Genomic DNA, 20,422 nt, shown 5'->3' with positions numbered 1-20,422 from the left:
GGGGAGGGATAGCTCACTTGAGTTCCGTGCACCATTTAAAGGAGTTAGGGCATGAAGAAAACAGATGAACCCGTTTCATTTGGTCGCGAGCAGGCGGATTCCTATGATGAAAGATGGGTGAAACTGGCGCCTATGATTGATGGACTCCACTTTCTGAGCCGCATTGTGCTCAGTGATCTTCCAGCGGATGGGAGTGTTTTGTGCGTTGGTGCAGGGACAGGTTCGGAACTTATCGCTCTGGCTCAGGCTTTCCCTGCCTGCTCGTTCACGGCGGTGGATCCGTCGGGTGCCATGCTGGATGTCTGCCGGAAGAAGGCGGAGAGGGCTGGTGTTTTATCGCGATGCCAATTCCATGAGGGATACTTGAATACTCTGGCCGCTGATAAAAGGTTTGATGCGGCGACCTCCATTCTGGTTTCCCAATTCCTGCCCAAGGAAGAGGAAAGGCGGAGCTTTTTTCGTGAAATCCTGCGCCGCCTGAATCCCGGTTCCTCTTTGATCAGTGCGGATCTCGCGTCCCCGGTCGAGCCGTCTGTTTATGGCAATTTAATGGAATTCTGGGTGCGGGCCCTTATGTACTCAGGCTTTCCGCGGGAGACCGCTGTGGCATCGACATCGCGTTGGGGGCATGAAGTCGCGGTGTCAAAGCCCAAGGAGATCGAAGCCATCATGGCTTCGAGTGGATTTGAATATCCGACGCTTTTTTATCAGGCGCTCTTTATTCACGCCTGGCATGCGAAAGTTCCGAGTCACCCTTGACGTCGCGAAGCTGAAGGCATGATCCTGAGCCAACGGGCCAGTCCTTCAGCGCCGGCATGCTGGAGAGGATCATCACCTTTGAGGAAGGCCTCCATGGGTTCAAGGGCATCCGCTCCCCAGAAAAGTTCGTTGTTGACGATCATAGTGGGCACTCCAAAGACTCCAGCCGCCAGGGCCGCATCGGTCTGCTGTCTGAGCAACGCTTTGATTTCTGCTGAAGCGGCGGCATCCAGGATGGGCTTGGGATCAAGTCCAGACTCCTTGATCACTTCAGCCACGGACCCCGGCGTTTCGATTTCAATGCCGCGTCCCCAGGCCGCTCGGAACAGGCCATCGATCAGGCGTTGACGCGTCTCGATTGCCTGAGGTACGGTCGCGACGCGCAGAGCCAGCAGGGGATTGAACGGATGCGTGGGTGGAGCTGTGAACGGTACTCCCAGGCGGTGCGCGCGCCGGAAGATATCCTTAAAAAGATAAATGCGTTTCGGTGGCACTTCCGCTGGGCCCTTCTGTCCGTGGGCATCGAGCAAGGCGGCGAACAGAATGGGTATGGGTTCAACGGTTGCGTTCACTCGTTTGGCCACAGTATGAATCTGTGTCCAGGCCAGGTAAGCGTAAGGTGAAATGAAATCGAAATAGAAAGGGATGGTGATGCTGGACATTGCTGTTTGCTCCTCGATGGGCTGAAAGCCATGGAAAATCCCTTCCCATGGCAGCCAGCCCACATTTTCCTTATTTGACCGCGTTCAGGCGCTCTTCCAGGCGGTCCCAGGTTTCGGTGATGCCCTGGAGCATGCCCATGTCCATGACAGCCTTGAGGGCTTCCGCCGACGCATATTCTCCACGGCTGACGAGCTTCGTCCTGCCACCGAGATCGATGAAACTCATCGTGACTTTGGTGGATGGCATGGTTTCATTCTCATTGCCGTCAGCGTCCGAGAAGTAATCCATGTAGACAATTTTTTCCGGCTCAAGGATTTCCTGATAAACCGCTTTGCCCCAGGCTTCCATGCCGTAGTATTCACCTTGATTCTTATCAGCGCATTTCATGCAGTAATGCCAAACGCCGCCCGGCCGAAAATCAACCTTGCAGACGGGAAGCTCCCAGCCTTTCGGTCCCCACCAGTGCTTGAGGTGCTCGGGATCCTTGAACATCTTGAAGACGAGATTGCGTGGCGCGCTGAAAACCCGTTCCAGGACCAGGACCCGATCGTTTTCCACGCGCGAAATCATTGCGTTGTTGGTCATTGCGAATTCCTCCTCATTCGAATGGAATACCCTAATTCGTTTGGGAATGACATGAAAACGGTTCTTTCGCAACCTGTTGAGAACGTTGTTGCGCCATCGGGACAGTTATCGGTCCTGATAGGTTCCGCAGGTTGACTTGCAGCAAAATGCAGGAGAGCCCGTCTTCCGGGTCAGTGGCTGGAGGAATATCTATGGTAGCCAACAATTTTGATAAAACCTTTAGCCTGGAAGGGGCGGCCAATTTCAGGACCCACCGCCTTGTCCCGGTCACGCGACAGCGCATTGAGATGAGACCCACGATAGGAAATCGCCTGTTCAGCACCTGCTTTATCGCGCTGCCAGCGGCATCCCTTGCCTACTGGGAACCCGGCTGGATTTTTGCGCTATTGGCCCTGCCTATCCCGATCCTGGGGCTGGTGATGCTCCTCAGGACCCAAACTTTTATTTTCGATCAAGGTGAAGGTCAATTCCGTATCACGAGGATCTGGCCCAGTGAAAAAGATCAAGCGATCAAACTCCGTGATATCGAAGCTGTTCAGTATCTTACGGGGCAAGCGGATGACTATGCGGCGGGTCAAATCAATCTCTGTTTGAAGAACGGGCTGCGCTATCACGTGCTGACCCACGCCCGGCAAAAGGTCCTGCGTGTCGAGGCGGAAGCTTTGGCTGCTTTCCTCAATGTTCCACTTGCTGTTTGAGTCCATTCCGAAAGGGGGGCGGATTCAGCTCGCTTTCTTCGCGGAGCTGTCGTTGAGTGATTTCGAGAGGTCTGCATCGCGAAGATCCTGCTCGATTCCCGTCTCATGAACTCCTTTTCTGGGTGTTAACCAGTAGGAGAGGGCCACCGAAACAAGCAGGGCGATAAAGGTGCCAACGGCCGTAATGATCTCGCGGTCGAGCATGGAGGGTCCTCGCAGTTCATGGTTAGGTCATAATGCTTTAATGTTACACTACAGTTGGAATGGAGTCCAATTGATGGACGACCAGGGAGAGCCGTTCAAACATTCAAATAAAAGCTGGCGATGTTCCGGCCAACGGCCGGATTAACATCGCCAGGCGAAGTTAGATAAACCCGTTACTCGACAGGTATTGGTTGTGAAGGCTGCTGAGGCTGAGTGGGTTCGCTGGCGCCTTGTTGGAGTTGTTGAGCGCTTTCCAGATTTTCCTGGGTGACGGGACGGAACTCGCCGATGGCTGCGATCAATTCAGCATCAGCATTGGCCTGCTCAACTTGAGTGTAAAGACCGAGAGCTTTTTCGTGGTTGGTGATCAGAGCCTGGATGGCAGCCGCGCGGAACTCTTCATCCGACTTCTCGCTCAAAGTCTGGATGTCCAGTAACATTTGCGCTTCAATCATTTTCGCGGTTTCAGTCAAGGCCTCAGGAGCCAGGCTTACACTCTTGCTGGCCGCCAGCTCTTCGAGCTTTTGGGTAACCATAGTCACATCCTGTGACAGTTCCTCGACGAACTGTTGAAGTTCAGCGTCGGGGCTTCTTTGGCTAATGAGATCAATGATCTTCATTTCCGATTCGACGCCAATGTGGAGGACCTGGATGACTTCTGTGGCGTTGGTGACTTCAACAGTGACAGGACCTGGCTCCTGGGCAGGTGATTGTCCTTCGGTTCCGGGTTGAGCAGCCTGGGCTGCCATGCTCAGGGAAGAAATTAAAAGGCCAGCGCAGATCTTTGAAAAAACAGACATGATGGGTCTCCTCAAAATAGATGGATTCACATTTGAACCTTCGTCATCTCTTTTAAAGGGATATTTCGATAAAAAATATCCGGTGTAACCCTCATCGCGAAAATTTTTTGCAAGAATGTCTTTTATTTCGACGTGTGGGAAAATTCTTGCTGTATGTGGATGCCGACAAGCAGAAGGCAGAGAGGAGCCGGGATTGCTCGCTTGATGAGCACGTGGCCCCCGCCTGTCCATACAGGTTCAATACTGAAGCTATGATTCCTTGGGGTACGGCCTGGGTCGCAGGCACAGCTTACCCAGGTCTGAACTCATGATTTTTCCATAGTGCCTTTGGGGATGTATGGCAATGACTTGGATGCTGCTATGGTGCGAATAATATCCATTCGACAGCTTGGATCCAAATACAGGAACTCGATGCCAAAGCCTGCTGATAAATCCTTTTCATCCTGCAGCCGTCGCCACAGCACCACACCCATTCCTTTCAATTGCATGCCTGACATTTGAATTTCAAAGCTTACTTTATGCCCGCGTCGAATTTGAGGTGCATCTGTTTTCAGGAACATTCCACCCCGGCCAAGACTCATCACGGGGTTGGCCTTTCCTTCGTCACTTAATTGAAAATGATGTGCAACGTGGGCTGCATTCGGATCCAGGAACGATTCGGACCATTTTTGTTCCATAGGGGTTTTCTTATGCTCAAGCAGGTTCTGCAGGTCAGATAGTCGGAAGGGTTTGCCGAAATAACCATCAGCACCGGCATCATAGGCATCCCAGAACTGAACATCGGTATGCGCGCTCATGAGAACCACGGGTGGCTCAGTCCCGAATTTCGACCTGATGTTTTTCAGGAGATGAAAGCCAGTCACTTTCGGCATGCGAATGTCCGTAAGGACAACATCCACGGTTGTGCTGCCTAGGAGTTCGATGGCTTCATCTGCGCTCTGTGATTCTATAACGTCCCATCCCAAGTCGCGGAGATCGTCGCGGATGATACTTCTGATTCCCTCTTCATCATCTACGAGTAGGATTCGTGCCTGCATGAACAATCCTCTGATTAGACGGAAGTCGGGTGTTCCGACTTTAAAATGATGCACCTCACGATGCTGGTCGACGCTGCTTCAGTTTCGGTGCTTTTTGAAAAAGTTTGATTGATTCCTCGGATGCTATTCCTTCTGACGAAAATATGCGGTAGCAGCAAATATCGCCCTGTGAGGCTGCTATGCCATCAACCAGAGCTGCGAAGTCTATTTCCGGGACCAGTGCCTTCGGATCATTGGGGTTATTCAACTCCTTGGCCTCAACAGATATCGTCAGATGGGTATTGGTTTGCTGAGCATGCAAGATTTTTTTCCTGAGACTATGGGCCTTTTTGCCGATTCCGGTAGTTGGACCGGATTTGACTTTTTCCAAGGATTGAAGAGCTCTCTCGTATTCGGAAAAGCGTATATGGGCGAGCGACAGATTATAGCATACAGTATCATGAGCATGTCCCCACGGAGGAGGCAGAGCTTCCAGAGCACTCTTATAGAGAGCGATCCCTTCTTCAAATTTGTTATTTCTTACGAGGGCCACCGCTTTGTTGTTGATAAATGCCACGATGCGATGGAGGGATTCCAAACTGGCCATGGCTTTGGTTGCTCGCTCAGCGTCGCCTGAACCTAATGCCAGCTGAGCTTCCGCTTCCAAAACCAGAATATTTTTAGCGTCAAGGTTCTTCGCCTGGAGAAGTTGATCCTCGGCGTCTTCGAAATCTCCCATTTCAGCACAAAGGCTGGCCATGCGACATGCTCTTTCGATGTTGGCGGGAGACAAGGATTGAGCCTTCTTCATGCATTTCAAAGCTGACTCAAAATCTCCCAGCTTCATGAGAGCCTTACCCAAAAGATTAAGAAGCTCAAGTGAGTCGTGGGATTGCTTGAGCGCAGCTGATGCCAATGTGCAGGATTGCATATAGTGCCCTTCATAGAAAGCATATTCAGCTTCCATTCTTCGCTTTCCTGCATCATCATAGTCCGGATTCGAGAGGTAGATGCCGATGAGGCGGTTCGCCTCAACTTTGTTTCCCAGCTGCAAACACTGGATGATTTTGCGATCCATCGAGATCTGCTCGGTCGGATATTGCTGCTGCTGAAGCAGGGTAATAATCTCGGCCATGAGTGTGGCATTGTCGAAGGGCTTCTCAACAACCGCGTTGACTCCCATTTCTTTCACCAGTGGAACTTCTGACTGAGAGACGAGGGAACTGACGACCATGATTGGCACCGAGATTAACCTCTGTCGAACGCGCTGGATAAACTGCACGCCAGTCAGATCAAGGGTTCGCCATTCCATGATAATGAGGCTTGGCTGCTGCCCGTTGCTTATCCAGTCCCATGCTTTTTGCCCCGAATCAAATACTTCAAGGTCCTGGACGCCCGCGCCAGCCATGACCTGCTTCACCGACTGTTGAACGGCAGAGTCCGGATCGACGAGAATAGCCGACTGGATGCCCAGAGCATTTAACAGAGGGCCTGTCATATCGAGTGGTTCCAGGTCGTCAAAGAGCTCGTCCTCTTCGTCTATCAAAATATAATTGGCCTTCAGCTGATCAACCTGTGCGGAGAGAGACGGGTTCAGGAGCTTGACCTGCTGCAGTGTACGCAGGCCGCTTTCATGGTCACCACTCGCCAGTTGAGCTTCGCCTATGGAAAGCAAGGTATCAGTTGTGCCAGGAAAAAGTTCGAGCAGGGCTTTTTCGAGTTTGATGATCTCGTTCCATTGGCGTTTGGTGCGCAGCATACTTCTAATATAGAATGCCGAAATCAGGGTTGCATTCAATGAGGTGTTTTTAACGACCCTGAGAAGCCCCTGCAGCTCGTCCGGAAGTCTTGAAGGCATCTCAATGTTGTGGGCAGACATCAGTCCCATTTCAAAGGCAATGGGCAGAATGTGCTCCTCCGAGTCCCGATACATGAGGCTAACCCTCACTTTGCGGAACTGGGGCTCCTCAATACAGAGTTTCAGGATATGCAGGGCATTAACTTCCGTGGAGGCAAACGCGGCCGTGATGATCCAGTCAACCGACTCAACCTCCAGTAGATCCAGGAAGCTTTTGAGGTCTGTATAGCCGATAGCCCCCTCAATCCCCAATTGTCGCAAGGCTTCAACGATTTGAAAACGCATGGCAACCAGGGGTTCGATCACATACACACGTGCACTTTTCAGATTAGAAAAGAATTGAGCCACCCGAACCTCATCAATGGAATCTTATAAGCTTTTCGCATTTTTTGGAAAAACTGGAAGAGACGGACCAATATATGCACATTTTCTTATAGTATGATGCAAGGTTTCCGTGAATGCAATCCAGCGTTGCGACCTGCAACGGGCCGAATGTCGGGATAACTATGCATTTATTCGGATTCCAGTAGGAATAAACTCCCTCTGAAATACGGATGCTGTCCTGAAGTATAATTTATAAGGAGTTCCAGGATCAATATTCCAGAAGGTTTGCTTCTGGCATTTCTTTGGAACGAGGGTATACAATGACTGTCATCATTCTTGTCCTGATGGTCCTCAGCATTCTCTCGCTGTTATACATCATACGGCTGCGTCGCATCGTTAATGAATTGAGTGAAAGAGAGAAAGCCCAACCGGGCCGTATTCAAGGTACGGAATCTCATGCCCAAAGTATGCTATCCAGCATGGACTTGGGAGCCATCGTTGATAAATCTATTGGCATTGTGCGCTTTGATGCTAACCATCGCTTAGTTTATGTGAATGAAGTTTTTACGAGCATGCATGAAACAGTTGCTGCAGAGTCCATTGGCAAGGACATCGCCGAAGTTCTCGGTATCAATTCCAAAATATCGGCTCCCACTCTGGAAAGTATCAAAGGCGACGAAATATGGAAGGGGGAAATAAGAGGGCAGAAAAAGAACTTCAAAAATTATTGGTCCGGTGCCGTTGTTCTTCCAGAGAAAGACGGGAGCGGCCAGTACAAAGGCAGCCTTCTGCTTCTCGTTGACATTACCACGCAAAAAAAATCGAGCATGCTTTCTGAAAGAGAAAGACGCCTTACCGGATTTAAGCAAATTGTCAAGGGCATGGCCCATGAAATTAATAATCCCCTCACTATTATTTCGACTCAAGCAGAGCATCTTTTGCGTCGTATTGACTCGCATAAGCTTGATTGCGACAGCTTAGCAAAGGGTCTGGAGAAAATCCTGATAACAGCAATGCGGATTTCCAAGATTGTCCAGTCAATGAACTTTCTGTCTCAAGGCGACATCGAACAATCGGAAATCAATATTGAATCCATTGAAGAGGTTGTGAACGCCGCGCTGGCTCTGAATCATCAGAGAATTGCTCGATGCGCAATCGATGTGCAAATTGATTGGGGAAGATGTCAGACTAAAACCATCCTTAGCCATAGGGTTGGATTAACTCATGTCATTGCCTGTGTGATTGAAAATAGCATCGATGAGATTGTCGAGAGAGGAATTGCGCAACCTTGGATTCGAATTGCTATGGAATTCATCACCGGCCCCATGGACAACGATATCATCCGAATCCTTATCAGCGATCCAGGAAACGGCATAGATGCAGCCTATCGCGACCACCTCATGGAACCTTTTTTCACAACCAGGGATGTTGGAGAGGGGAAAGGTTTGGGTTTGAGTTTCTCTCAACACATTATGGAGTTGATGGGTGGGCGGATATACTATGAGGACCAAAGCGTGAACACGACCTTCGTCCTGGAGTTTCCCTGCTGTTCACCGGAACGGCAAACTTCAAAAGTTTCATAGATGCAGAGCAAATCTACAGCAAAAGTCATTTTGAAAATTTTTCTTAAATTGCATGACACCATCACATTGTTATGTTAAAAATTAGTAAGATTTTGAGAACAGCCCGTCTCTGGGTCCTCTATTAACCCGAAGAATCCATTCTTTTCCCGTGGCATTTATAGGCCATGGAAAGACTGCTATTGGCTTGCATAACATCTAAGGATGGAGCCTGCGGAGAAGTATGCAGCGAGAGTCGATCCTGGTTATTGATGATAGCCCTATCAATCTTAAGCTCATCAAGCTTCTGCTTTTATCTGAAGGCTATGAGATTCGAACTGCAACCAATGCCCCTGAGGCTTTGACTGTCCTGGAGACCTTCTCGCCTAGCCTGATTTTTATGGACCTGCAGTTGCCGGGGATGAGCGGTTTGGATTTAGTCCGAAGTCTGAAGAAGCAACCAGCTACCAAAGACATCATCGTTATCGCTCTGACAGCTTATGCCATGCTGGGGGATCAGCAGAAGGCTGAAGCTGCAGGATGCGATGGGTATATCACCAAGCCGATCGATACACGAGCACTTCCAGGTATGGTGGCCGAATTTCTTCGTCGTGCGCGTAAAAGCGGGAGTTAAGCATGGCACAGACAATATTAGTCGTGGAAGATAATGCAATTACCCGCAAAATGTATCGTCATGCCCTTGAGAGTGAAGGCTATTCCGTGCTGGAAGCGCCGGATGGTCAAGCATCCTTGCGTTTGATTCATGAAAACCGCGTTGATCTTGTGCTTCTGGATATACGATTGACTGATAGCAGTGGCAATGATTTGGTTCATCAGTTACGAATGCAGTCGCTCAGGCTGGATTTGCCGATTATCGCGATTTCCGGCGCTGTGGGTGCTGCTGATGGAGTCGATAAAACCTTCACGGCCGCGCTTCTGAAGCCGGTTTCCGTGTCCACACTGCTTAAGGCTGTCAAAGCCCATCTGGTATCCGATCATGATCCGGAATCACCAGGTCGTGGCAGGCGAATACTGATCGCTGACGACGATCCAATCCAATTGAAATTGTTGAAAGTACAGTTGGAGCAAGCGGGGTTCGTGGTCGTGACCGCGGTGGATGGGGAGGATGCGCTGGAAAAGGCGGTACTCCTGCAACCCGATGGCATCGTCAGCGATGTGCTTATGCCACGCATGGACGGCTTTCGGCTTTGCCTCGGGGTACGAAAAGATTTTAGGACCTCCAAAATTCCTGTCTTTCTGATTTCTTCCGTATTTATCGATGAACAGGATCTGCGCCTTGCCAATTCTGTCGGGTGCAACAGGTTTTTTTCACGACAGCCTGATAGCAAGGAAATTGTCGATGCCCTGATTATTGCCCTGAATGCACCATCTGTCGAGCCGCTAACTTCCCAGCAACCTGCGGCCAATCAATATATCGAAAGGATTGTGGGACAAATCGAGCGGCAGGTCGGGCTAAAGGAAAACCTGACCATGCAGGTCGCCCTCTTGGAGGCGCAGCTGTGCATGCTCGGGCGATTTGCCAGCAATCCCATCGATGTCCCTATTTTCGAAGACATGCTCAATGATCTGCTGCAGACCAGCTTCGATGCTACGGGAATATCCCTGGGAGCCGTCTATCTCCTGGATGATAATGACGCTTTCAAACTCAAAGCATTCGTTGGCCTGCCAAAGAATTCCGCAGACGCACTGCTGGACTTTTGTCGTCAAAGCTCTTGTTTGAAGCAGGTATTGGAATTCGGGAAGCCGTTGGTGCTTCCATCTCCTGTCTTGAAGAATGAAGAGGTGGAACTACTGTTAAGGCGTTTGAAGGTTGGTTCGCTGGTCATGACACCCGTTGTTATCGACGATCAACCCATCGGAACGTTGCTTTTCGTGCCATCCCAGCGGGAAACCATGGAAAGCGCGAACAATCTGGCCATTACCCTCAGCATTCAGATCGGCCATGCGATCAGCCTGGTTCGTATCATAAGGAGTTCTCGCGAGGCCCAGATACAACTGCTCGAATCTACCAAGCTGGCGACTCTTGGTCAGATGGCCGGAGATATTGCTCATGAGATTAAAAATCCCCTATCAGTGATTCTTGGCAAAAGTCGACAGATCCTTTCTCTCTTATCGACTGAGCCGTTATCTGTTAATCAGATCAACAAACACACTCTGCAAATCTTTGAAGCAGCGGATAGGACTTTAAAAATAGTCAATGGCTTGCGAACGATTTCCCGTCTGTCAGACGAGGATCCCTTTCTGGAAACCAAGGTTGTCGAGCTTGTTGAAGATACTCTCTCCCTGTGCGAAGGAAGATTTAAACACGAAGGCATCAAATTCACGATCGGGGAATATCCAAAAAATTTGACGATCGACTGCCGCGCCGCTGAAATCAGTCAGGTTTTACTCAATCTTTTCAACAATGCCTGCGATGCGATAGAGTCCCAGCCTGATAAATGGATCACACTCACAATCCGAAGTGATCGTGACGTGATGGAGTTCGCTGTCATGGACAGTGGGTCAGGAATTACGTCTGATATTCGTCAAAAAATTATGCAGCCGTTCTTCACAACCAAGGAGGTGGGCCGTGGCTTTGGGCTCGGTCTCAGCATCTCAAAGGGCCTTGTCGAAGGACATAACGGACAATTTTCATTGGATGAAAGCAGTCCACACACCTGCTTTATCGTGAAACTGCCACTGCGGCAGAAATAGGCGGCAATCGCATTGGAGAAGAACCTGCCAACGAATCTCCAAAATGTACCATCAGATACGCTGACATTGATTGTTCGCGTTCACACGCTCTATTGCGCTATTCCTCTGGTGAATGTTACCGAAATCATGCGCCCTCTGCCGCTTGATAGGATGGCGGGTATGCCTGCGTTTGTCCGCGGCGTTTCTGTCATTCGTGGAGCTGCAACCCCGGTTGTGGATTTGAGAGCTTTTTTAGGCATTCCGGACGGCAGCCCAGGACGACTTGTGACTCTGCGGGTGGATAATCGGCAGGTTGCTCTTGCGGTCGATGAAGTTCTCGGTGTCCAGAACTTGAACCAGCCAACTCTCCAGAATCTTCCTCCCTTGCTTCACGGTGCGGCGCAGGAACATGTTGAAGCCGTTGGCAGACTGGACGCTCACCTTCTCATTATTTTACGCAGTGGATGGACGTTGTCGGAGGCTCTTTTTCAGGACCTCCAAATTCAAGGGGCTGGCTCTTGGCGATAGAGATTCATCGGGACGACATAGAATGTTTTCGAAAGTTGATCAGCGATAGGCTCGGTCTCCATTTTGATGACGGAAGACTTGACTTCCTTGCTGACATCCTCCGTCAGCGGATGCAGGGATCTGGGTGCAATCTCGTCCCTCCTTACCTCAACAAGCTGGCGTCGTCAGCTCTTGAAAGGCAGGAGATTCGAAAGCTCGCGACTCAGCTTACCGTCGGAGAAACCTACTTTTTCCGTAATATCGCTCATTTCAACGCTATGGCTGAGGTTGTCATCCCCGACCGTATGCGAGTCCTTAGCCATCTTCGCCAGCTTCGCATCCTCTCTGCTGGATGCTCGTCTGGGGATGAGGCTTACTCCCTTGCCATTCTTCTGCGGGAACGATTCCCGGAGCTCGCTTCCTGGGATATCACCATCCAGGCCTTCGACATCAATCCCCTGATGATTGAAAAAGCTTTGAAAGGCCGGTATTCCAACTGGTCGCTCCGGGAAACACCGGTCGAATGGCGCCAAAAATACTTTCGAAACGAAGGGCGCGACCTTGTGTTGCATGACAGCGTGCGGGGCGCTGTATCCTTCAGCGAACGGAATATCGTTGAAGAGGATCCAGGGTTCTGGCATCGAGGAGCCTTTGATGTGGTTTTCTGTCGGAACGTAACCATGTACTTTGCACCATCCATTGCTCAAGCCGTCATAGCAAGGATCGCAGAGGTGCTTGCGCCAGGAGGATTTCTTTTCCTCGGTCACGCGGAAACCCTAAGAGGAATTTCTCAGGAATTTCACCTGCGCCACACCCATGGCACCTTCTATTATCAGCAGGGGGAAGAGAGTGATACATTCATAGAGCAGCATGCCGGGCCTGCAGAGTCCGAGACTTTGACGAAGCCATGGTTTGAGGCTATACAGGAAGCATCCGAACGCATTGCCAACCTTTCGCAGATAAATATGGAAAAGGACGCAGGAAAGGGACTTAATCCCCTGCGGCCTGCCCCACCGCCACACTGGGATCCAGCATCAATAATCGCACTTTTGTGGCAGGAGCGTTATGCGGAGGCTCTGGAAACCATGAGAAACCTGCCTCTGTGCGCCAAAGCCGATGTCAATGCTCAGCTGCTGCTGGCTGCCCTTCTGACCAACAGCGGAAATCTCGAAGAAGCCAAAAACGTGTGCCAGCAGCTTTTGGACGTCGACGAACTCAATGCTGGCGCGCATTATCTGATGGCTCTTTGCTGTGAGCATTCAGACGATCTGAACGCTGCCATGGAACACAACCAGGCTGCCGTCTATTTGGATTCAACATTTGCCATGCCGCATCTTCACCTGGCCCTCATTGCACAACGTAAAGGCCACATGGATGTTGCAGCGAAAGAGTTTGGATACGCCGCGGACTTACTGCCCAAAGAGAATTCAACGCGTATTCTTTTATTTGGCGGCGGTTTTACCCGGGAAGTGCTGATGAAGATTTGCGACAAAAGGCAAAGTGCTCACGGAGGAAAATCATGAATACCGAATTATTCAGCCCGGAGCGGATTCAGGAGATGCGGCAAACGTTCGATGATGCGTTCGCCAGGCCTCACTCTGAACTTCATGATCAAAGCGAGGATATTCTTGCCATTCGCATCGCTGGGGATCCCTATGCGATCAAGATAAGAGAGATCATCGGTCTTGTTAACAGGAAGAAAGTTATACCCTTCCCAAGCCCCGTCCCCGAACTGCTGGGTTTTGCTGGTATTCGCGGCGACATCGTCCCTGTATATAGCCTGGCCGCGCTTCTTGGTTATAGTCCTGAGGCAGACCCATCCGGATGGTTGATCCTTTGTAAAGCTGAAGCAGCTTTGCTTGCTCTCACATTTCATCATTTTGAAGGCCATTTCCGGCTGTCATTACCAAAGATTCAGACCGCGGACGTGGAAAGGTCAGGGAGGAAGTACGTGAGCAACATTGCGCACGTGCAGGGTGAGGCTCACACTCTCATCAACCTTCCATCGTTGGTGGATTTCGTTCAAGAGCTTTCTGCTGGAGACCATACACCCCAGGAGGGATGATCGATGACCAAGACTTGGAGTTTCAAACGCAAAATTGGTACCGGGCTGGCAGTGGTCGTAGCGCTCACTGTCTTGATCAGCGCTATTGCGGTCTATGCCCTGAACACCGTCATTGCAAGCAAGGATCGCGTCATCTCCGAAAATGCCCAGGTGCTCACGGATGCAGCTCGACTTGATGCGGCCCTGGAATGGAAGGTCTCGGCCGGGCGAGGCTTCCTTCTCGCCCACGAAAGCGATTACATTGACAAAATGAAGAAAGCTCGTGGCGAATTCCACAAAATATTGGGCCAGATTAGATCGCACGTGGACATGAACAGCCCATCGCAGCGGCTTATTGATCAGATCGAGCAAGCCGAAGGCGAACATCAAGCTGCTATGGATCAAGTCATCGCACTGAAAATGGAGGGGGCCTCCGCCGAGGCCGTTTCAAAAGGTTTTTCTGAGAAAACATCGCCACGACGCGAGGTTCTTAACCAAAGAACGACAGCCTTTGTCTCACACGAGCAGAGCCTCCTTGCGGAGGCAAAGAAGGCTGCGACGGACGCGGCTTATTCCGCCATGTCCATAGTCATTGGCATGGCGATCATAGTCGCACTTTTTGCCGTCTGTATCGCCTATTTCCTGACTCGCACCTTGACCAACCAGATCGGGGATGCAGTCCACCATGTCCAGAGTTCTTCAGCTGAGCTGCAGTCAGCCGCCAACCAGCAGGCTTCGGGGGCCAAAGAAGCTGCAATGGCCATGACAGAAATCACGACCACGATCAGCGAGCTGCTGGCGACCTCACGACAGATTGCTGAGAGCTCACAGAGAGTCGCCCACATTGCGGCTGAAACTGCATCGTCGGCGCGGGAAGGTGACCAAACGGTGCAGAAGACACATGATTCGGTTGTAAGCATTCAACGACAAGTCGATCTCATCGTGACTCACATGCTCGAGCTCGGCAAAAAGTCTCAGCAAATCGGTGGCATCCTTGAGATCATCAATGAGCTGGCGGAACAGACCAATATTCTTGCGATTAACGCTACGATAGAGGCCGCCGGTGCTGGCGATTCCGGCAAGCGCTTTGCGATCGTAGCGGACGAAATCCGTAAACTGGCCGATCGAGTGGGTGGCTCAACCAAGGAGATAAAAGCGCTTATTGATGAGGTTCGAGCCGCCGTGAATACAACCATCATGGCGACGGAGAGTGGCAGTAAAGCTGTGGATGCCGGCGCTCGACAGTTTTCGGAAGTTGCTTCCGCTCTCAAGCAAATCATCGGCATGGTAAAAACCACGACCGAGGCAGCTCGTGAGATTGAACTCAGTACAAAACAACAGTCGACGGCGGTCGAGCAAGTAAACTTCGCAGTTTCGAATGTCTCGCAGGCCACGCGAGAGACTGAGGCCAGTTCTGGCCAGACACTGGAAACAGCCACGCAGCTCAATGAGCTTTCGCGCCAGTTGACGCGTCTTATCTTGCCCAACATGAGTGCCTAATTTGATGACGAAGGATCCCTACAAGTATTTTCGTATCGAAGCTCGTGAGCTTCTGGAAGCCCTTGAGCAAAATATGCTCGCATTGGAGAAGGATGATAAGGGAAAGGAATGCATTGAACGAATCCTGCGCCTGGCTCACACGCTCAAAGGAGCGAGCCGCGTTGTAAAATTGCCAGACATTGCCGAGTGCTGCCATGTCATCGAGGATACTTTTGAACCTTTCCTGGACAAGAACACCAAGGTATCAGCAGACGTCACGAGCCGAGGCCTTGAATTGCTCGATGCCATCGCCAATAAGATTGCAATCATAGAGCCGGAGGTCCCTCGCATAAACGGGGCTGTGGCGCAACCCAGTCCGGAAGAGACGTTCGAAACAGTGCGGGTTGAAATACAGGAGGTGGATTCTCTGCTCAGCAGTTTATCCGAGGCCTCGACAGCCCTGTCGGCTTTGCGAAGTGCTGTCGTGATGGCCGAGAAGATACGAAGACTCACTGAAACGCTTGGTCATCAGGTCATCCACTGGACACCGGATCGTCGCGATTCACAAGCCTTATCGCGCCTGCCATCATTTGTGGATGAGCTCCGAGCCTATGCGACGGAACACGAGCGCAATCTTGCGTTGAGCTTCAGGCAATTGGAGACTCAGATTGCTCAGGTTCATGAGGCCACAAATCGTGTCCGTCTTCTCCCCGTCAGGACAATTTTTTCTGCTTTGGAGAGAGCAGCGAGGGATGCCGGTGAATCCCTGCATAAAAAAATTCAATTCACTTCTTCAGGCGGTGAAATCCGCATTGATGGAGCTGTGCTCGCTCCCATTCGCAACGCTTTACTCCATGTTGTGCGAAACGCCGTGGCTCATGGTATCGAGACGTCATCAGGACGCGCAAACTCTGGCAAAGCCGCTCTGGGTAGCGTGGAGGTCAGTGTGCAGAGGCGAGGGGGGTGGGTCGTCTTTGTCTGTCGTGATGATGGGCAAGGCATTGATTTCGAAGCCATTCGCCGCGCTGCGATCCAGAAAAAAATGTTGACGGTTGCAGATGCCAGCTCGCTCACTCATGAGGAGGTTGTTCACCTGATGCTGAAGGGCGGGATTACGACCTCTGCTGCTGTCGATGATGTGTCGGGAAGAGGCATCGGCCTCGACGTTGTTCGAACGACTGCGGAACGTCTCAAAGGCCATATCAAAATTGAGAGCATCCCCGGCAAGGGATCCACTTTCGAAATCTGTGTTCCCCTTTCTCTGTCCTCACTTATGGCCCTCCAGGTTGAAGTGGGTGGGATGATTATCTCTGTTCCTCTGGACGGCGTGCGTCGAACACTACGTATTGCCGACCATGATCTGGCGCGATCCTCGGAAAACGATTCCATCATCTGTGACGGGCAGATCATGCCCTTCGCTCCTCTTCACTCGCTCCTGGGGAAAAGGCAAATTTTAGGGTCGAGGCGAAAGATATGGTTGGTTCTGGTGCTGGAAACCGCGACAGGGTTAGCTGCGGTTGGGGTGGACCGTCTATTGGGGACGGCAGACATTGTTATGAAACAACTGTCCTCGACGACAAGGCTTGATGCCATTGTTGCTGGCGCTTCCCTGGATGCCGAAGGTAATCCACAGCTGGTCCTGGATCCCGATGCATTGATTCGGGCAGTTTCTGTGAGGAAATTGCCTATCGCGAGTCCCACCAGGACTCATCACGCCCCTATTCTTGTCATCGACGATTCTCTGACGACGCGCATGTTGGAACAGAGCATTCTCGAAGCCGCTGGCTACGAGGTACACTTGGCATGCTCGGCCGAGGAAGGTCTGACCAAAGCGCGTGAGCGACGTTTCGGGCTTTTTCTGGTCGATGTTGAGATGCCGGGGATGGACGGTTTTGAATTTGTGTCTCTGGTCCAGTCTGATCATCAGCTGCGCGAAATCCCGGCCATTCTGGTGACATCCCGGAATGCCGAAGCGGATCGCCGTCGCGGTGCGCAGGTTGGTGCCCAAGGCTATATTGTGAAGGGTGAATTTGATCAGGGGCATTTGCTGCAAATGATCCATAACCTGACAGGATAAGAGATGCAGAGTATCCGCATACTGGTCGTTGAAGATTCGCTCACGGTTCGCAAGCATATCGTTGAAATCCTGAATGCTGAAGAAGGTTTCGAAGTCATCGGCGAGGCGGAGAATGGTCAGGTTGGTATTGAAAAGTGTCGGCAGATGCGGCCTGATGTGATGACTCTCGATATGATGCTGCCGGTTATGAGCGGAGTCTCCGTAACCGAGTACATCATGGCCTATTGCCCAACGCCTATTCTTATCGTCTCGGCATCGACCAATCGAGGCGAGTTATTCAAAACTTATGAGGCACTGGCCGCGGGAGCGGTTGATGTATTGGAAAAGCCGGTCGGGGACGACTGTGATCAGGATTGGGGACAACGGCTCATTGAAGCCGTACGGGTGGTCTCACGCATCAAAGTCATTACCCACATCCGTGCAAGACTCGAAACGCAGGGCCACGCCTTGGCCGCACATGATCTGGAAGCGAAAGATCCTTTCACCCCTAGAAACGTCGTTGCCATAGGCGGATCCACGGGAGGCCCGGGTGCGATAAACCAAATCCTGCGGCAATTGCCTGTGGGATTTCCCCTGCCTATCCTGCTCGTGATCCATATCAGCGAACCCTTCGGAACAGCTTTTGCGGATTGGCTCAATGGACAATCGACCCTCACGGTTCGGTACGCCGAGGACGGTGAGCCAGTTCCGAGGTTTGGCCAGGCCGGAATCTTTATGGCCCCTCCTGGTCGGCATCTGATTGTGGAACGCGGGCATTTGAGACTGAATACATCCGCCGAACGGCACTCATGTCGCCCGTCCGTTGACATCCTGTTTGAATCTCTCGCCAAAGAGATGGGACCGGAAACTGTGGCCTGCCTCCTCACAGGCATGGGCAAGGATGGTGCGAGTGGCCTGCTGGATTTGAAACGCGCGGGGGCCCTGACGCTGGCGCAGGACGAAGCCTCCAGTGTGGTTTTTGGAATGCCGCGTGAGGCGATTCAGATCGGTGCCGTTGATCGGATCCTTGATCTGGAACAGATTGCTTCCACATTGACTGCCGTGGCCAAAGGCGATGGGCATGGGAGAAAAAAGTGAAGCCACAGGTTCTTATCGTCGATGACAGTCTGACAGTCAGGATGGATTTGGCAGAAGCATTCGTAGCAGCAGGCTTTGAATGCGCACTTTGCAGCAGTGCAGGGGAGGCCCGTCAAGCGCTTTCACAGAGAATGTTCGGTATTATGATCCTCGATATCGTGCTGCCAGACGCTGATGGGATCGATTTCCTACGTGAAATTAAGAGCAGTTCAGCCACCGCCGCCGTTCCTGTCCTTTTACTGTCATCCGAAACGGAGATTCAGGACCGGGTTCGAGGGCTGACGACTGGTGCAGACGACTATGTTGGCAAGCCATACAATCTTGACTATGTCGTGGCACGCGCTCAGGACCTGCTCGGCCTGCGGGGACAGGAGGGCCCACCATCAGAAGCGAGTAAAGTTCTTATCATCGACGATAGCGAAACGTTTCGCCGTGCTCTGCAGGAGGAGCTGGAGGCTGCCGGATATGGAGTGATGACCGCCAGTAGTGGAGAGGAGGGCCTTCGGGCTGCTTTCGCCTTCCGTCCGTCGGCGGTTATCGTGGATGGTATTCTGCCTGGCATTGATGGGGGAACCGTCATCCGTAAAATTCGAGCGGATACTTTATTGAGGCGGACACCGACCCTTCTGCTGACGGCTTCGGAAGACAGAACCGGCGAACTCAAGGCTTTGGATGCGGGGGCAGACGCCTATGTCCGCAAAGAAGAAGACATGAGTATCATAACCGCTCGCTTGAAAGCCATGCTGCGGTCAGCGGGATCCCCGCCTGAGATTTCCACAACTGCCAATCTCCTTGGGCCGAAAAAGATCCTCGCTGTGGATGACAGTCTCACCTATCTTCATGAAATTGCCCCTCACTTGCGGCAGGACGGATATGATGTAATCTTTGCACAATCGGGAGAAGAGGCGCTGGAGCTCCTTTCGGTTCAGACTGTGGACTGCATTCTTCTGGATCTCGTCATGCCGGGGCTTTCCGGCAAGGAAACCTGCCTTCGCATCAAGGGTTCTCGCAAATGGCGTGACATACCCTTGATCCTCCATACGGCACGCGAAGAGCAGGATGGAATGATTGAGGGAATTAATGCCGGCGCAGACGATTACATTTCAAAATCGAGCGAAATTGAGGTCTTGAAGGCAAGGTTGCATGCCCAACTCAGAAGAAAGCAATTTGAGGATGAAAATCGCGCCATTCGCGAGCAGCTCGTCCAGAAGGAACGGGAGGCGACGGAGTCCCGCTCCGCTCGCGAGCTGGCCGAAACCCGAGCTGCGCTTCTCGCTGACCTTCAGAAAACCAATATCGAGCTTTTACGGGCCAAAAGTGAGCTTGAAGATAGGAATCAGCGCGTCCAGGAAGCCAATCGCCTGAAAAGCGAATTTCTTGCCAACATGTCCCACGAATTGCGTACGCCGTTGAATGCGATCATTGGATTTGCCGAACTCATGCACGATGGCAAAGTTGGATCCGTAACGGAGCAGCAAAAGGAATATCTGGGAGATATCTTGACCAGCGGTCGGCACCTCTTGACCCTCATCAATGATGTGCTGGACCTTTCCAAAGTCGAAGCCGGCAAGATGGATTTCCGACCGGAGAAGACCAATCTTGCGGTTGTGGTTCGGGAAATTACGGATATCGTCCGCGAGCTTGCTGCGAAAAAACGTATTTTGATTGAAACCGACATTGACGCGAGCTTGACGGAACTCTTTCTGGATCCTGCAAAGCTCAAGCAGGTGCTCTATAACTACCTGTCCAATGCCATTAAATTCACAGGTGCGGAGGGAAGGGTCACCGTTCGGGCTCGACCTGAAGAGGAAGGAAAGTTTCGTGTCGAGGTCGAAGACACCGGGATAGGGATTGAACCCAAGGATCTCGATCGTCTCTTTGTTGAATTTCAGCAGCTAGATTCCAGCTCGGAAAAGCAGTATCCAGGCACCGGTCTGGGCCTCGCCTTGACAAAAAAAATCGTGGTCGCTCAGGGAGGTCACGTGGGTGTTCGGAGTGTTCCCGGGCAGGGCAGCATATTTTTCATGGTCCTTCCTTGCAGGCCGTAGGCGGGAAAAAACCCATGGGTTCCAGCTCTT

The 20,422-nt window shown here is 51.5% G+C and carries 18 protein-coding genes; 12 read left to right on the top strand and 6 right to left on the bottom strand.

All coding sequences use genetic code 11. The features are described 5' to 3' along the window. Positions 1-51: 51 nt before the first annotated feature. A complete protein-coding gene (locus tag OLTU_RS16655; RefSeq protein ID WP_141733895.1) occupies positions 52-759 on the top strand; it encodes a class I SAM-dependent methyltransferase in 708 nt (235 codons plus the stop codon). Here the strand turns inward: OLTU_RS16655 and OLTU_RS16650 are convergent. Then, positions 750-1,421 (bottom strand): 2-hydroxychromene-2-carboxylate isomerase, encoded by a 672-nt coding sequence (locus OLTU_RS16650; protein WP_141733894.1) that lies wholly within the window; start codon positions 1,419-1,421, stop codon positions 750-752. The two genes, OLTU_RS16655 and OLTU_RS16650, sit on opposite strands and share 10 nt — an antisense overlap. A gap of 70 nt (positions 1,422-1,491) precedes the next feature. After that, a complete protein-coding gene (locus tag OLTU_RS16645) occupies positions 1,492-2,007 on the bottom strand; it encodes an SRPBCC domain-containing protein (RefSeq protein WP_141733893.1) in 516 nt (171 codons plus the stop codon). A gap of 191 nt (positions 2,008-2,198) precedes the next feature. On the opposite strand from OLTU_RS16645, the gene OLTU_RS16640 reads away from it, so the two are divergent. Continuing rightward, positions 2,199-2,705, top strand: coding sequence for a hypothetical protein (locus OLTU_RS16640; protein ID WP_141733892.1), 507 nt, complete (start codon positions 2,199-2,201; stop codon positions 2,703-2,705). A 24-nt stretch (positions 2,706-2,729) separates the two neighbouring features. On the opposite strand, the gene OLTU_RS16635 is transcribed toward OLTU_RS16640, so the two are convergent. The 4 genes from OLTU_RS16635 to OLTU_RS16620 form a co-directional block, all read right to left on the bottom strand. Beyond that, positions 2,730-2,909, bottom strand: coding sequence for a hypothetical protein (locus tag OLTU_RS16635; RefSeq protein ID WP_141733891.1), 180 nt, complete (start codon positions 2,907-2,909; stop codon positions 2,730-2,732). Between the two features lie 173 nt (positions 2,910-3,082). Beyond that, positions 3,083-3,940 (bottom strand): DUF4142 domain-containing protein, encoded by an 858-nt coding sequence (locus tag OLTU_RS16630; RefSeq protein WP_141733890.1) that lies wholly within the window; start codon positions 3,938-3,940, stop codon positions 3,083-3,085. A 74-nt stretch (positions 3,941-4,014) separates the two neighbouring features. Then, positions 4,015-4,746, bottom strand: a complete 732-nt coding sequence (locus OLTU_RS16625; protein WP_141733889.1) for a response regulator — start codon at positions 4,744-4,746, stop codon at positions 4,015-4,017. A 55-nt stretch (positions 4,747-4,801) separates the two neighbouring features. Further along, positions 4,802-6,484 (bottom strand): response regulator, encoded by a 1,683-nt coding sequence (locus OLTU_RS16620; RefSeq protein WP_218110080.1) that lies wholly within the window; start codon positions 6,482-6,484, stop codon positions 4,802-4,804. A 743-nt stretch (positions 6,485-7,227) separates the two neighbouring features. Here OLTU_RS16620 and OLTU_RS16615 point away from each other — a divergent pair. The 10 genes from OLTU_RS16615 to OLTU_RS16570 all read left to right on the top strand — a co-directional run bounded on the left by OLTU_RS16615 (position 7,228) and on the right by OLTU_RS16570 (position 20,392). Further along, positions 7,228-8,490: a PAS domain-containing sensor histidine kinase gene (locus OLTU_RS16615; protein ID WP_141733887.1), complete on the top strand. Its 1,263-nt coding sequence runs from the start codon at positions 7,228-7,230 to the stop codon at positions 8,488-8,490. A 220-nt stretch (positions 8,491-8,710) separates the two neighbouring features. Beyond that, on the top strand, positions 8,711-9,100 hold the full coding sequence (locus OLTU_RS16610; RefSeq protein WP_141733886.1) for a response regulator: 390 nt from the start codon (positions 8,711-8,713) through the stop codon (positions 9,098-9,100). Positions 9,101-9,102: 2 nt separating this feature from the next. After that, positions 9,103-11,181 carry a response regulator gene (locus OLTU_RS16605; RefSeq protein WP_141733885.1) on the top strand — a complete coding sequence of 693 codons (2,079 nt, stop codon included), beginning with the start codon at positions 9,103-9,105 and terminating at the stop codon, positions 11,179-11,181. A 12-nt stretch (positions 11,182-11,193) separates the two neighbouring features. Next, entirely contained in the window at positions 11,194-11,688 is a 495-nt protein-coding gene (locus tag OLTU_RS16600) for a chemotaxis protein CheW (protein ID WP_176736695.1), read from the top strand. Continuing rightward, complete coding sequence (locus OLTU_RS16595) at positions 11,679-13,190, top strand: CheR family methyltransferase (protein ID WP_176736694.1); 1,512 nt, start codon at positions 11,679-11,681, stop codon at positions 13,188-13,190. Before OLTU_RS16600 ends, OLTU_RS16595 begins: the two co-directional genes overlap by 10 nt. Then, complete coding sequence (locus OLTU_RS16590) at positions 13,187-13,732, top strand: chemotaxis protein CheW (protein ID WP_141733882.1); 546 nt, start codon at positions 13,187-13,189, stop codon at positions 13,730-13,732. The genes OLTU_RS16595 and OLTU_RS16590 overlap by 4 nt, the downstream gene beginning before the upstream one ends. Before the next feature lie 3 nt (positions 13,733-13,735). Beyond that, positions 13,736-15,211 (top strand): HAMP domain-containing methyl-accepting chemotaxis protein, encoded by a 1,476-nt coding sequence (locus OLTU_RS16585; RefSeq protein ID WP_141733881.1) that lies wholly within the window; start codon positions 13,736-13,738, stop codon positions 15,209-15,211. A 4-nt stretch (positions 15,212-15,215) separates the two neighbouring features. Further along, complete coding sequence (locus OLTU_RS16580; protein WP_141733880.1) at positions 15,216-17,267, top strand: hybrid sensor histidine kinase/response regulator; 2,052 nt, start codon at positions 15,216-15,218, stop codon at positions 17,265-17,267. 3 nt (positions 17,268-17,270) lie between these two features. Continuing rightward, entirely contained in the window at positions 17,271-18,344 is a 1,074-nt protein-coding gene (cheB, locus tag OLTU_RS16575) for a chemotaxis-specific protein-glutamate methyltransferase CheB (protein ID WP_141733879.1), read from the top strand. Then, entirely contained in the window at positions 18,341-20,392 is a 2,052-nt protein-coding gene (locus tag OLTU_RS16570) for a response regulator (protein WP_141733878.1), read from the top strand. The genes cheB and OLTU_RS16570 overlap by 4 nt, the downstream gene beginning before the upstream one ends. The last annotated feature ends 30 nt before the right edge of the window (positions 20,393-20,422 follow it).

Source organism: Oligoflexus tunisiensis (genome assembly GCF_001748245.1).
GTDB lineage: Bacteria > Bdellovibrionota_B > Oligoflexia > Oligoflexales > Oligoflexaceae > Oligoflexus > Oligoflexus tunisiensis.
This window is presented reverse-complemented; position numbering and strand designations above follow the sequence as displayed.